Raw genomic sequence first — 13,230 nt, forward strand, 5'->3', positions numbered from 1 at the left:
GCCAGTGCTGATATTCAAGCAACAAATAAAACAAAAAATGAGTAACGAAACCATAATCTTTTCGATGTCTCGGGTGAGTAAAGTAATTCCACCCAGTCGAACGATCATTAAAAACATTTCTCTTTCCTTTTTCTACGGGGCAAAAATTGGCATTCTGGGTCTGAACGGTTCAGGAAAATCGACGCTGATGCGAATCATCGCCGGCATCGATAAAAGTTACCAGGGAGAAGTGGTGTTTTCGCCGGGTTATTCAGTAGGTATGCTGGAGCAGGAACCCCAGCTGGATCCCGAAAAAACCGTTCGCCAGGTGGTCGAAGAAGGTGTCGCCGAAGTGGTAGGTTTACTTAAGGAATTTGAGGAAATCAATGAAGCGTTTGGTGAACCCGATGCGGACTTTGACAAGCTACTGGCCCGTCAGGGAGAAGTGCAGGAAAAACTTGATGCCCTGGATGCCTGGGAGCTGGACACGAAACTCGAACGGGCTATGGATGCCCTGCGTTGTCCACCCGAAGATGCCAAAATTGGCGTGCTTTCTGGTGGCGAACGCCGTCGGGTTGCTTTATGCCGTTTATTACTTCAAGAACCTGACGTTCTGCTGCTTGATGAGCCCACCAACCACCTGGATGCGGAATCGGTACTGTGGCTGGAAGAACACCTGCGGCAATATAAGGGTACAGTTATTGCCGTTACCCACGACCGCTATTTCCTGGACAACGTAGCGGGCTGGATTCTGGAACTGGATCGGGGTGAAGGTATTCCCTGGAAAGGAAATTATACCTCCTGGCTGGAGCAGAAACAGAAACGACTTTCGCAGGAAGAAAAGCAGGAATCGAAGCGTCAGAAGACCCTGCAACGCGAGCTGGACTGGGTACGCATGGCCCCTAAGGCTCGTCAGGCTAAATCGAAGGCTCGTTTGGGTGCCTACGAACGCCTCCTGAACGAAGATGTCAGAGAACGGGAAGACAAACTGGAGATCTTTATTCCGGCCGGTCCCCGTCTGGGCAGTAAGGTCATCGAAATTGAGAATGTTTCGAAAGCTTACGGCGATAAAATTCTTTTTGAAAATTTAACCTTTTCGCTTCCTCCAGCAGGTATCGTCGGCGTAATTGGGCCGAACGGTGCCGGGAAAACGACACTTTTCAAATTACTGACGGGTCAGGAAAATCCTGATACGGGCACGGTTGAAGTCGGCGAAACGGTTCAACTGGCTTACGTCGATCAGTTACACGATAACCTGAAAGCGGATAAGTCGGTCTACGAAACCATTTCGGGGGGCAACGACCCGATGCTATTGGGGGGACGTATGGTCAACTCCCGGGCGTACGTGAGTCGCTTCAACTTTGGCGGTTCAGATCAGGAGAAGAAGATTTCAAACCTGTCCGGGGGTGAGCGAAACCGCGTCCACCTGGCCATGATGCTGAAGGAAGGTTCGAACCTGCTGCTGTTAGATGAGCCGACCAACGACCTCGACATCAACACGCTGCGGGCCCTGGAAGAAGGTCTGGAAAACTTTGCGGGTTGTGCCGTCATTATTTCCCACGACCGCTGGTTCCTCGACCGGATTGCTACGCACATTCTGGCCTTTGAAGGCGATTCACAGGTATACTACTTCGAAGGAAACTTTAGCGAGTACGAAGAAAACCGTCGCAAACGTCTGGGTACGGACGCTACACCGAAACGGATCAAGTATAAAAAACTGGTATAAAAAGTCCGGCACTGGTATGCGAACGTACCAGTGCCGGACTTTTTTTAGGTTACGTATCGATTAGCATCGCTCTAGGTTCTGCTATCCAGGGCAATCTATACTTCTGCCATCACGTATGCACCACAGAGCGTTCTATACGCTCTTCCACTCGCAGCTTGTTTTCGGTACTCATTAACCCATACATTCGGTAATCAAATGTTTGTCAATGGGGTAATCTGAACAATAGCCTGTCGTGCCGTATCTGGCAAAAACGTAAGCCTCAAACGTCTCATTTGCCTTTGGCTGCCGTCAGCATCTCTTCTGCCATAGGCTTCAAATTACTTCCGGGATAATTCTGAATAAATTCATTGAGTGCTTTTCGGTACGCCTCCGCATTTTGCGTTTTCGCCATCAGCATCGCTTTGAGCAGGGCGAATTTATCTTCGAGTGCATTTCCCGCGTAAGCCTGTAATCCACGCTCGGTTTGCGATAACGCATTGGTATAATCGCCCTGACGGTAGGTTTCGTAGGCCTGAGCGTACAGATTCTGGGCTTCCGATTCAGCTCCTGCCGTCAAAGGGGTCAGGCTGCTACGGTTAATCAGACGCACATAGTACGAATCGGGGAATTTCTGAAATAGACGATTTTTGTACTCCCCCTGCCGGGGTGTTCCTTCGGTAGCCAGATAGAGCAAATACAGCGTCTCGGATTCGTACTGCGTTCTGGGGAAGAGCGTCAGTAGCTGTTCAAAAGTTTGAATGGCTTTCTGATTTTCATTCAGCGTCAACCGGTACAACTTGCCCAGTTCAAAATAAGCCAGTTCCTGTTTTTTACGCGAAGCATCCAGGGCTTCCGGCGTAAACGGAATCGTCTTTTTCATACTTTCGACTTCAGCCTGTAAGGGCGAAACCGCCTGAGTAGCCTGTGGATTAGAAGGGTCAACAGCCCCTTGCTGACGTACAGCGGTAATGTTCGAATTATCCGAAGTCAGGGAGGTTTCCTTGGTCACCCGCCGCCAGTTATCTTCCAGCTTTCGGGTACCCCATTTCTCCTGAAACTCCTGTCTACCCCGTTGCACCGAATTAGGGTTGTAAAAGTACCAGACATTGGAGGCCTGTACATTATCCGGCTGAATGCCCGATGCCGCTAGCATTTGTTCCTGCCGGGCCCGGGCGGCTTTTTCCTCGGCCAGTCTTTTTTCGGCGGCTTCCTTCGCCTGACGATCGCTTACCACCTTCTCCAGGTACTTGTCCAGCTGGGTAGGATTCATCGCCGCCAGTCTTTGCAGACTATCTTCCGTTTTGATGACTCGTAAGTGCATGACAAACTGATCGAGCCCCCGTTTCTTTTCCGTGATCTGGGCCAGATTACCCAGGTTGCGGGGTCTGAGTTGTACCGTGCTATCGTAGTACATTTGGGCACTTTCGTAATCCTGTAGCGGGTCGTAACTCAAATCCGCAATACGCAGGTAGACTGCCGCCAGTTGTTCCGGTTTCTGAGCGGCCAGGCTGGCGGCTCTTTTGTAGTAAGGAATAGCTTCCCGAATATGGCCACGCCGCTCTTCGTAGGACCCCATGGCAAAATAAATCTGATCCTGTAAATCGGCGTTTTTACGATCCCGTAGCATGCGGTTAAAACTCACCTTGGGATCCTGATTTGGCTGATTGAGCAGCGAGTTCAGTCGAGCATAAAACGACAGATCGTAATTGGGCCGATTCCGCTGAACGGCCGCGTATTGACTCATGGCCTTGGCTGGCTTGTCCGTTAGTTCGTACAACTGCCCCAATGCATAGTACACCCGAGCCTTCCTATCATTTTTAGGCATCATCGGTAAGCTCTCTTCCAGAATCGCAGCGGCTACGGCGTATTCCCGACGTTGCTGGTGTAAGTAGGCCTTGGTCAGGTAATACTCCAGCGTTTCGCTTTTGGATAAGGGCAGATTACGCACCACATCTGCTACGCGTAGAGCTACGTTATACTCGCCTTCCTCCGTATACGCCCGCATGAGTCCGATCAAAGCTGCTGAGCGAGCGTTGCCATCGGGATAGTTCGTATTGATATACTTGAAGGTTTCGATGGCGTTGCGGATGTCACCCTGTTGCAAACGAGCTTGCCCGAGTACCAGATAGGCATCGTCAAGGTATTTGGCATTCTGGTGCCGCTCGGCTACCAGGGACGCTTTTTTAATCACCGACGCCAGTTCATTGGTTACCAGCAAAGCCACCTGCGAATCAATCGGTACTAAAACCGGAAGCAGGGCCGCGTAGTTATCTCGTCGGTTGGAAAAAATGGTTTTATTGGCTTCCCCTAGCAGTTCCTGAGCCTGTAATAAGGCGTTGTACTTGGAAGTCAGGTTGTGAAACGCCACATTCGCTGGGGCTGTAGAATGCTGGGTACAGCTAATCATCCCGAGCAAAAGAAGTACGAGAAAGCTATAACGGTACAATGGAGTTGGCATGGATCAAACGCAGAGTCGAACCTAAAAACGTGGAATCAGGCTCATATTTTATGCCAAGTTCGTAAATTCCTCTCAAAAAATTGAGATAAGTCGCTAGCCGCATATCCTATGGAAAATGAAGAACGGAATTTTAACCCCTACATCCGGTATACGGGTCTGGCCATGCAAATGCTGGTCACAATTGGCGTGGGTGTTTTTTTAGGGCTGAAGCTCGACGAATGGGTCGGTACAAAAACGCCCTGGTTTACCATTGGCTGTTCGCTATTTTTTATTGCAGCTGCCCTGATTTCTCTCATTCGGGGGCTACCCAAAACCTAAAAACTCAGCCATTGAAACCTGGAAAAGCGGTAGGAGAACTTTTTTCAAAGCCTTACCTTTGCAGGCTGGTATTAATCAAACCCCAACATGTGGCGAACCCTCCTGCCCGTACTTCTCGTAGGAATTGTATTTTTTCTAGCTCCTCGATTGGGGCTTCAGGCCTGGATACATCCCGATAGCTGGGATATGCTGGCCTTTTTTGCCTGCCTGGGTTTTCTCAATTATCGGCTTGTCAAATGGGGATTAGCGGACAATGGCGACAAATTCGTTAACTTTTACCTGGGCAGCATGGTATTGCGGATGATTTTGAGTTTTGTATTCCTAATAGTCTACTTTTTTCTAGGTACCCTTGCCATCAAGCACTTCATTCTTCAATTTTTTGTACTCTATTTATTTTTCACAGGTTTTGAAATTGCGGGCGTGTATAGTAACTTGCGGCACTTTTCGGAGAAAAAGCCCTGAAATCCCTACGTGATGAGCCGCAATCGATCGTTTAAAGTCTTTGCAATCAGTATTTTATCTTTTGCTCTTTCTGTTTTTAGCTCGCAAGCCGTTTTTGCTCAGCACGAGCACGAAGGCCATGCAGAAGCTACCCATGAGCATGGAAAAACGGAAGAATTTAACCCTGGTCAAACGATTCTTCACCACGTAGCCGATGAGCACCAGTGGCACCTGGCTACGATTGGCGAATCACACTTTGCTATTCCGCTTCCGGTTATGCTGTACACGCCTACCCGGGGCTTCAACATCTACTCCTCGAACGCATTCTATCATGGTTCAGGCGAGCATGATGGATTCCACTTACATCATGAGCATTTTACGTCAGAAGACGGATCACATGTTTATGATTTTTCCATTACGAAGAACGTAATGTCGCTGATCATTAGCGTCCTGCTGCTGATCACCATTTTCTCGATCGTGAAGAGTGGCTATGCCAAGCGTCAGGGCAAGGCTCCCAAGGGTCTGCAATCGGCCTTGGAACCCTTCATCATTTTTATTCGTGATGAGGTAGCTAAAAACTATATCGGCGAAAAGCACTACCGTCGCTTCCTGCCTTACCTGTTAACCGTTTTCTTCTTCATCTGGATTAACAACCTGCTGGGTCTGTTGCCGGGTGCTGCCAACGTAACGGGTAACATCGCCGTAACGCTTACGCTGGCCGTGTTGACTTTTATCGTCGTAAACTTCAACGGTCGCAAAGCCTACTGGACGCACATTTTCGCGATGCCCGGTGTACCGAAATGGATGCTGATCGTGATGACGCCCGTTGAAATTGTAGGGATGATGATGAAACCCTTCTCCCTGATGGTTCGTCTTTTTGCGAACGTTACGGCTGGTCACATCATTCTGCTGAGCTTACTGAGTTTGATTTTCATTTTCAAATCAGCCGCTCTGAGTGTAATCGTAGGTCCCTTTACGGTATTCATGACGATGATCGAATTGCTGGTAGCGGTGTTACAGGCGTATATCTTCACCGTTCTTACGGCCAGTTACATTGGAGCCGCCGTTGAAGAGCATCACCACGATGATCATCATTAATAGCGTCTTTGCTTGCTCTTTACAGTCTTTTTTAAATACATTCTTTGTTTCACTTTAATAAATAAAACAGTCATGTTGACTACTCTCTTACAAGTTGCTCAAGAAGGTGGACTTTCATTAGCATACCTTGGTGCGGCAATCGGTGCAGGCTTAGTTGCTATTGGTGCAGGTCTGGGTATCGGTCGTATCGGTGGTACTGCCATGGAGCTATCGCTCGTCAGCCTGAAGCTTCTGGAAAAGTACAAGGTGCGATGTTGATCGTAGCTGCTTTCGTAGAGGCCGTTGCCCTGTTCGGTGCGGTAATCTGTCTTCTCGTAGCTGTGAAGTAATTCACACCTCGAGCCGAAATTCTGACATCTGGCCCGGCTTGCATTAGGTGACCGGGCCCGATGTTCTTCTCACTGAGTGAAACAAACAAAGAAATAGGCATTCGCCGCTATTTGATTTTTCAACCCAAACTAGTTCCAACGTCATGGACTTAATTACCCCGAGTCTTGGTCTGATTTTCTGGCAATTGGTTTTCTTTCTGCTCCTGGTTTTCGTGTTGGGCAAATATGCCTGGAGACCCATCCTGTCGAGCCTGAACGAACGCGAAAAGTCGATTGAAGACGCTATCGAACTCGCCAAGAAAACGCGTAACGAAATGGCTCAGCTGAAAGCTGATAACGATCGGGCCAAAGCCGATGCCATCATCGAACGCGACGCGATCCTGAAACAGGCTCGCCAGACGGCTGAGAAAATGATTGCCACGGCAAAAAATGAAGCCGCTCAGGAAGCCAAAGCTGAAATCGAAAAAGCTCGCAAGACTTTCCGCGAAGAGCAGGCGGCTGCCGTATCGAAGCTGAAAGACGAGACTTCTAAAATCGCTCTGGAAATTGCTGAAAAGGTACTTCGTCGCGAATTATCTGACAAGACTTCTCAGGAAGCTCTTGTGAATGATTGGCTGAAAGATGCCAAATTGAACTAATTACGTACTACGGCGACAAAGCGTCGTTATAAATACGTATTATCACTATGTCTGACCAAAGCGTAGCGTTTCGATATGCCAAATCGTTGATCGGGCTGGCTCAGGAAAAAGGAGTGCTGGATAAAGTGCAGGAGGATATGCAGTTGTTTACGCAGATTTGCCAAACCAACCGTGATTTTTCCCTGGCTTTACACAGTCCTATCGTTAAACACTGGAAGAAACTGGAAATCTTGAAAGCCCTGTTTCAGTCCCGTGTGAGTCCAGTGACGTTTTCGATTTTTGAAATCATTACGAAAAAAAATCGGGAATCTATTTTACCTTCTGTTGCTCGGGAATTCAACCGACAGTACCAAGAGCTAAAAGGAATCCAGGTAGCCCATATTACGACAGCTTCACCTCTGACGGATGCCCAGCGGACTCAGTTCAAAGCGGTGGTATCTCAACAGACGGGCAAGACGATTGAACTGTCGGAGACCGTAGACCCCAATTTGATTGGGGGTTATTTACTTCGGGTAGGAGATAATCAGATTGATAATTCGATTAAGAGTCGCTTGAATGATTTAAAAATTCAGTTTGCTCAAAGTTAGTTTAGTACCAGTTATTTCTGATTTTTTACCTGTTTGCATACAGTTAGAAAAAACCCGCCACTTGGCGGGTTTTTTTTGGTTTTACTCAATTCGTATAATCGAACAGGATTTACCTCGAAACTGGAAATGCTCCCCTACCCGCTTACCTAATAGCTGACTCCCAATCGGTGATCCGGGTGAAATCACAACTACTTTTTCAGTATCTACCGGTATTATGCCTACGCTGATGGCAATGAGAAACCACCCCTCAGAGGTTTCAATTAACGATCCAAACTCCACGCGTTCGTAGTGGGCAGCCAGTTCCTGCCGTTCGAGTTGTAAGCGTTCCTGCCGCAGGATTTCATATTGCTGGGCGTAGCGATCCCGCTCATTCTGGGCCATCGCCCGACCCGTTTCGTATTTGTCGCCCGCCGAACTCTTACTTTCTTCATTGGCGGAAGCCTGAGCCGCCTGCATGGCATTCCAAGCAATACTCACTTTCTCATCCAGCAGCGACTTTAAGCGTTCGATGATCGTAGTTTTATTCATAACTGATGTAGTATAGCTAAAGAAGGGCTGATGAGAATGCTCACCAGCCCTTCTTTCAAAACAACAAACGACGGCTTATTTCAGTCCCAGGTCTTCCTGGATTTGTTTTACCTTCGCTTTCAGGGAATCATACGTCGTATTAAAATCTTCTGGTTTCTCCAGCGGAGCATTCACGGATACGTAAAATTTGATTTTAGGCTCCGTACCCGACGGACGAGCCGATACCTTCGTACCATCCGCCAGGATCAGTTGAATTACGTTTGACTTTTCAATACCCATTTCCGCCGCGATCGGTGTTTGCTGACCCGTCGCTACGTCTTTAGATACCAGGTTTTGATAATCCAGAATGGTAACGGGTTTTGATCCGGCAACTTCGGCGGGTGGGTTGTTCCGCATGTCGCTCATCATTCGCTGAATCTCTTCGGCTCCCTCTTTTCCTTTTTTCGTCAGCGAAATCAGTCCTTCGTAGTAAAAGCCGTTTTCCATGTACATCTCTGTCAGCATGTCAAACAGACTCAGCCCCTGGTCTTTTGCGTAAGCAGCCAGCTCCGCAATGATGGCACAGGAAGCAATCGCATCCTTATCCCGTACGGCATCACCGATCAGATACCCATAGCTTTCTTCCCCACCACCGATAAATTGTTCGCGGCCTTCCAGATCACGGATTACTCCTGCAATGTATTTGAAACCGGTCAGCGTGTTGTAACAGTTCACGCCGTACCGATCACACATTTTATCGATCAGATTCGTCGTTACGATGGTTTTCGCTACGAATTCCTTGCCCGTTAACTTACCCGCTTCTTTCCAGGCCCGTAACAGATAAAAGATAATCAAACTAGCCATTTGATTGCCGTTCAGTAGCTGCCATTCTCCATCGGCATTCTTTACGGCTGAACCTACGCGATCCGCATCCGGGTCAGTTGCCATCACCAGATCCGCATCAATTTCTTTGGCCTTGTTCATGGCCAGGGTCATCGCTTCCGTCTCCTCTGGATTCGGATATACGACTGTAGGGAAGTTTCCATCCGGTGTTGCCTGCTCTTCAACGATCGTTACATTGGTAAAGCCAATCTTTTCCAGGGCTTTCGGCACCAGCGTAATACCCGTTCCGTGAATCGGCGTATACACGATTTTCAAATCTTTCTGCCGCTCGATTACGCCCGGATTCACTACGTTCTTCGTAATCACCTGCTCCAGGTACTTCTCGTCGACTTCCTCACCAATTTTTTCAATCAAATCCGGATTTCCCTGAAAGTTGATGTCGTCAACGGATTGAATGTTGTTGACTTCCGTGATAATGTTTTTATCGTGCGGAGCCACCACCTGAGCACCGTCGTTCCAGTAGGCTTTGTAACCGTTGTACTCTTTCGGATTATGAGAGGCTGTAATGACTACTCCACTCTGGCAACCCAGCAAGCGAATGGTGAACGAGAGCTCGGGCGTTGGACGTAGTTCTTTGAAGAGAAATACTTTGATTCCATTCGCGGAGAAGACATCCGCCGTTACCTGAGCAAATTCAGGGGACATGTTCCGGCTGTCGTGAGCAATGGCTACTTTTATTTCCTGACTGGGAAAACTTTTCTTCAAATAATTGGCCAGACCCTGCGTAGCCGCCCCTACCGTGTATTTGTTCATACGGTTTGAGCCTACGCCAATCAAGCCACGTAATCCACCCGTACCGAATTCCAATTCTTTGTAGAAGGCATCGGTTAATTCCGTATCATTTTTTTCATCCAGCAGTTTCTGAACCGCTGTTCTGGTTGTTTCATCGTAGTTTCCAGAAACCCAATTCTGTACTTTCTGGCGGATAATCGCGTCGAGACCGGTTGACATATAGGTAGTTAAAGTTGATAAAAAATTAAGATGTATGAGGAAACTACAAAATTCTGTGCATCACGGAGTAAAAAAGAATTCTACTACTAAAATGCTTACTAAATAGTAGTACAATCTTACGGGGAATTTTACTTGTGAAACAAGTCTTTGTACATTTCGTCGAAAAAATTTACGGCTTTACAAATCCAGCCATTATTAAAATCTCGTTAATATGAAATGAGAATCAGTTACAAATCAACCCATTACATTAACCACTTATTTACTAAAATGTTAGGGCCTCGTTGCACCAGATTTTAGTAACCTGTAAAAAGCCGGAGTTAATCGTCCTCTTTTTTACGCACTCTTATTTTTTGTTGAATTTCATTTTTAACCCTTTATCCATCGTAATAGCGTATAACTATGGAGACTACGAATCAAAACAAATCATCTAGCGGAATTTGGGGAGCTGCCTTTGCAGTAATGTTGGCCATTTCAGGCGTATTAGGTTTCTTGCTGTTCCAGGAAAAAACGGAGACCGATAAGCAATCGACTGAAATCAGTATCAAGGCCCGGGACCTGGCTATCACGCACAGCCGTCTGGATTCCATCTCTAGAGAATTGGATGCTAAAATTGCTCAAGTACAACAGTTAGGTGGAAACATCGAAGAGTTACAAAAACTTAAAGTGCAACTCGAAGCGGACAAAGCCTCTTTGTTAAAGACCAAAAATGTCTCAATTGCTAAGTATACCAAGAAGATTAAAGAATATGAGGCAATTCTGACCCAAAAAGATGAAGAAATTGCCCGCTTGCAGGAAGAAAATGGTCAGTTAACGAATCAAAACCAGCAACTGACGCAGGAAAATACCACTATCCGTACGGACCTGGATAATACCCGTCGTTCGTATAGTGATTCGGTTAGTACGCTTCGTACCAGCAACCAGGAGTTAGCTGATAAAGTAACGATTGGTTCCGCACTTCGGGCTGAGAATGTACGTGTATTGGCCGTTAACAAGAAAGGAAAGACTCGCTCAAATGATGAGAACGAGTACAAAGGCAAACGCGTAGATAAAATTAAAGTAGCCTTTACGCTGGCTCCCAACCCGCTGACGAAAGAGGAATCGAAAGACATTATGATGCGTGTGGTTGATCCCGAAGGTGCCGTATTGTCGGATACTGAAACGGGTTCAGGCATCTTCTCTTTCCAGGGACGTGACATGCAGTATACCTACAAACAGTCGATTCAGTACTCTAACAATCGGCCCGTCGTTGAGATGCTGTACACGCGTGGTCAGCAGTACAAAAAAGGTAAATATAACGTTGAGCTGTACGCCGAAGGTTTTAAAATCGGCCAGGGCGAATTCGTAGTAAGATAATTTGATTATCATAGCTGTAATAAAAATACCGCTCGGATTTCGAGCGGTATTTTTTTGTGTCCTTTAAAACAAACTAAGAACGTACGAGCATAGATGGGACTAACTCGCCCGTCAGGAACGTTGTTACAGCGGCGGCATTAATCCGGCATTCTTCAATGAGCGGATGTAAAGGTTCACTCAAAGAAAGTTCCAGATCAGCGATGGAAGGTTTAGCCATAAAGGCAGCATTTAAAATTAGTTCCCTGCCATCCGAGTGTGTATAGATGATTTCGGGACGATATTCTGCAGAAGCCGTCAGGACATTGTACAGTTTCTTCGCCAGCTCATACGATTCATCCGTCGCTGTAAATGTAATCGTTTTAACTTCCCGTTGTGGAAGCCCTGCTACGCGTTGCTCAATCGCTTCATCAAGACGAGCCAGTTGCTGGCGTAACAGCGTCGTGAATTTACCCGTACGAATGCGTTCGCGGATGGAGAACCGAATAAAGTACGTCAGTGAGTCGGTAACATTTAACCCGATTTCAGCCATCTGTTTAAAGATGAACGAACTGGGTGACATACCCGGCAAGGTATTCGGATCGTGCAGTAACACTTCTCCAGCCGGTGTCAGGAACCCATCGATCCGGGTACAAACGCCAAAACCCAGCAGGCGGAAGGTTTCTTTTACCATCCGATGTACTTCCTGGTTATTTTCCAAACTGGTACGGATAGGCATTCCTTTGCGTACGGTGTTGGTCAGGTATTTCGTGGCAAAATCAAATACTACATCTTCATCGGCTTTAATTACTTCCGAAGGAGGCAGGGCTAGCGGAGAACCGTCAAAATCCTGAATTACGCCGCAGCTAAACTCCTGTCCGTACACAAAGCTTTCAAACAATACCGCGTCCTCGGCGTGAATAGAACTCAGCATAACAATACAGTACTGGGCCGCAAACTGTTCGTCAAGGGCTTTCCATAAATCAGCCGGGTGAGCAATGGTAGTTTCGCCATTGAGTGTGAGCGGAAAAGCAATGCCTTCATCCAAGTTTGTGACGCGTTGTAAAAAAGCTCCCTTCTCTTCATCACTTAAATAAACCCATTCATCGGGGCGAATTTCCTGTTGAAAGAAGCTTTGCCGTACGCCTTTTTCAAATACTTCCTGGCTGTCCTTGCGAATAAAGGATACGCCGATGGACGAGCCTGATGCGGAGCTTTACACACAAAAGGAAATCCTACATTCTGTTTAACCTGCTCAAAAAGCAATTCCCGATCGAACTCATCCCATTCCGATTTACTCAGCGAAAAGAGTCGCTTGTTCAAGCCTACCGTTTGTTGAATGAGTTGATTCTGGGTAATCTTATCAATACCAATTCCTGAACCCATAAGGCCTGAGCCGTAGTAGGGCATTCCATACCATTCGAGCAAGCCCTGAATGGCTCCATCTTCGAGTTGAGGACCATGCACGGCCAGGAAAGCGAAATCAAAATACTGCCTGAATTCGTGCGGCATCAGGCGTTTACCTACCTGACTAATCATGTTCTCCTCCTGTTCAGGCGTCAGTTCCAGTGACTCTTCGTAGACCCGAAACGGATATCCTTCCGTGCGAACGAATGACTGAGGCGGGTAGAAATCCCGAATGGAAGCCGCTTCCATGTACTGCGTTTCAAGCAGGATAAAATTTCCCCGACCATCAATAAATACGGGAATGGGCTCGAACAAGTAGCGGTCCAGCCCCGTATAGGTTGTCTTTCCGCCTAAAAATGAAATCTCCCGTTCGCGAGCCGGGCCACCGAAGAAAATGCCAATTCTAAACAAGGTATTCAGTTTTAAAGGAACAAAAATGGGATTTGACTTGAGAATCGAAAGTTACGGAGCTGTGTATAGAATGTCACATGCTCGTCGGCAGAAATACGAAAATCACCCGTAAGGCGTTACAAAAAAAGCCCCAGAATTTCTTCTGAAGCTCTTTCTATTATTTTTTCAG

12 protein-coding genes and 1 pseudogene are annotated in these 13,230 nt (G+C 47.1%); 8 read left to right on the forward strand and 5 right to left on the reverse strand.

Annotated features, from left to right (window positions below):
- Positions 1-37 precede the first annotated feature (37 nt).
- On the forward strand, positions 38-1,705 hold the full coding sequence (gene ettA / locus BWI93_RS21160) for an energy-dependent translational throttle protein EttA (RefSeq protein WP_094814981.1): 1,668 nt from the start codon (positions 38-40) through the stop codon (positions 1,703-1,705).
- 268 nt (positions 1,706-1,973) lie between these two features.
- Here ettA and BWI93_RS21165 read toward each other — a convergent pair whose 3' ends face one another.
- A complete protein-coding gene (locus BWI93_RS21165) occupies positions 1,974-4,091 on the reverse strand; it encodes a tetratricopeptide repeat protein (protein WP_176454293.1) in 2,118 nt (705 codons plus the stop codon).
- Positions 4,092-4,250: 159 nt separating this feature from the next.
- Here BWI93_RS21165 and BWI93_RS21170 point away from each other — a divergent pair, with 159 nt between their 5' ends.
- The 6 genes and pseudogenes from BWI93_RS21170 (at position 4,251) to atpH (ending at position 7,553) form a co-directional block, all read left to right on the forward strand.
- Complete coding sequence (locus BWI93_RS21170; RefSeq protein ID WP_094814985.1) at positions 4,251-4,460, forward strand: AtpZ/AtpI family protein; 210 nt, start codon at positions 4,251-4,253, stop codon at positions 4,458-4,460.
- Positions 4,461-4,547: 87 nt separating this feature from the next.
- Entirely contained in the window at positions 4,548-4,922 is a 375-nt protein-coding gene (locus BWI93_RS21175) for a hypothetical protein (protein WP_094814987.1), read from the forward strand.
- A gap of 12 nt (positions 4,923-4,934) precedes the next feature.
- Positions 4,935-5,999: a F0F1 ATP synthase subunit A gene (gene atpB, locus BWI93_RS21180; RefSeq protein ID WP_094814989.1), complete on the forward strand. Its 1,065-nt coding sequence runs from the start codon at positions 4,935-4,937 to the stop codon at positions 5,997-5,999.
- 72 nt (positions 6,000-6,071) lie between these two features.
- A pseudogene (gene atpE, locus BWI93_RS21185) lies at positions 6,072-6,328 on the forward strand (ATP synthase F0 subunit C).
- Between the two features lie 143 nt (positions 6,329-6,471).
- Positions 6,472-6,966, forward strand: a complete 495-nt coding sequence (gene atpF, locus BWI93_RS21190; RefSeq protein ID WP_094814991.1) for a F0F1 ATP synthase subunit B — start codon at positions 6,472-6,474, stop codon at positions 6,964-6,966.
- Between the two features lie 47 nt (positions 6,967-7,013).
- A complete protein-coding gene (gene atpH / locus BWI93_RS21195) occupies positions 7,014-7,553 on the forward strand; it encodes an ATP synthase F1 subunit delta (protein WP_094814993.1) in 540 nt (179 codons plus the stop codon).
- 81 nt (positions 7,554-7,634) lie between these two features.
- Here the strand turns inward: atpH and BWI93_RS21200 are convergent, their stop codons facing one another.
- A complete protein-coding gene (locus BWI93_RS21200; RefSeq protein ID WP_094814995.1) occupies positions 7,635-8,081 on the reverse strand; it encodes a GreA/GreB family elongation factor in 447 nt (148 codons plus the stop codon).
- Positions 8,082-8,156: 75 nt separating this feature from the next.
- The gene (locus BWI93_RS21205; RefSeq protein ID WP_094814997.1) at positions 8,157-9,914 is read right to left on the reverse strand and encodes a phospho-sugar mutase; all 1,758 of its coding nucleotides are present in this window, start codon (positions 9,912-9,914) and stop codon (positions 8,157-8,159) included.
- Positions 9,915-10,313: 399 nt separating this feature from the next.
- Between BWI93_RS21205 and BWI93_RS21210 the strand changes: the two genes are divergently transcribed.
- Positions 10,314-11,267 carry a hypothetical protein gene (locus BWI93_RS21210; protein ID WP_094814999.1) on the forward strand — a complete coding sequence of 318 codons (954 nt, stop codon included), beginning with the start codon at positions 10,314-10,316 and terminating at the stop codon, positions 11,265-11,267.
- A 73-nt stretch (positions 11,268-11,340) separates the two neighbouring features.
- On the opposite strand, the gene BWI93_RS29050 is transcribed toward BWI93_RS21210, so the two are convergent.
- Both BWI93_RS29050 and BWI93_RS29055 read right to left on the reverse strand, forming a co-directional pair.
- Positions 11,341-12,291, reverse strand: coding sequence for a hypothetical protein (locus tag BWI93_RS29050; RefSeq protein ID WP_255157983.1), 951 nt, complete (start codon positions 12,289-12,291; stop codon positions 11,341-11,343).
- A gap of 41 nt (positions 12,292-12,332) precedes the next feature.
- Positions 12,333-13,061: a hypothetical protein gene (locus BWI93_RS29055; protein ID WP_255157984.1), complete on the reverse strand. Its 729-nt coding sequence runs from the start codon at positions 13,059-13,061 to the stop codon at positions 12,333-12,335.
- Between the last annotated feature and the right edge of the window lie 169 nt (positions 13,062-13,230).

It is taken from the genome of Siphonobacter sp. BAB-5385 (assembly GCF_002261125.1).
Taxonomy (GTDB): Bacteria; Bacteroidota; Bacteroidia; order Cytophagales; family Spirosomataceae; genus Siphonobacter.

Bases quoted from the DNA above. Each gene is read 5' to 3' on its own strand.
- ettA (WP_094814981.1), top strand. From the start codon at position 38: ATGAGTAACGAAACCATAATCTTTTCGATGTCTCGGGTGAGTAAAGTA.
- BWI93_RS21165 (WP_176454293.1), bottom strand. From the start codon at position 4,091: ATGATTAGCTGTACCCAGCATTCTACAGCCCCAGCGAATGTGGCGTTT.
- BWI93_RS21170 (WP_094814985.1), top strand. From the start codon at position 4,251: ATGGAAAATGAAGAACGGAATTTTAACCCCTACATCCGGTATACGGGT.
- BWI93_RS21175 (WP_094814987.1), top strand. From the start codon at position 4,548: ATGTGGCGAACCCTCCTGCCCGTACTTCTCGTAGGAATTGTATTTTTT.
- atpB (WP_094814989.1), top strand. From the start codon at position 4,935: ATGAGCCGCAATCGATCGTTTAAAGTCTTTGCAATCAGTATTTTATCT.
- atpF (WP_094814991.1), top strand. From the start codon at position 6,472: ATGGACTTAATTACCCCGAGTCTTGGTCTGATTTTCTGGCAATTGGTT.
- atpH (WP_094814993.1), top strand. From the start codon at position 7,014: ATGTCTGACCAAAGCGTAGCGTTTCGATATGCCAAATCGTTGATCGGG.
- BWI93_RS21200 (WP_094814995.1), bottom strand. From the start codon at position 8,081: ATGAATAAAACTACGATCATCGAACGCTTAAAGTCGCTGCTGGATGAG.
- BWI93_RS21205 (WP_094814997.1), bottom strand. From the start codon at position 9,914: ATGTCAACCGGTCTCGACGCGATTATCCGCCAGAAAGTACAGAATTGG.
- BWI93_RS21210 (WP_094814999.1), top strand. From the start codon at position 10,314: ATGGAGACTACGAATCAAAACAAATCATCTAGCGGAATTTGGGGAGCT.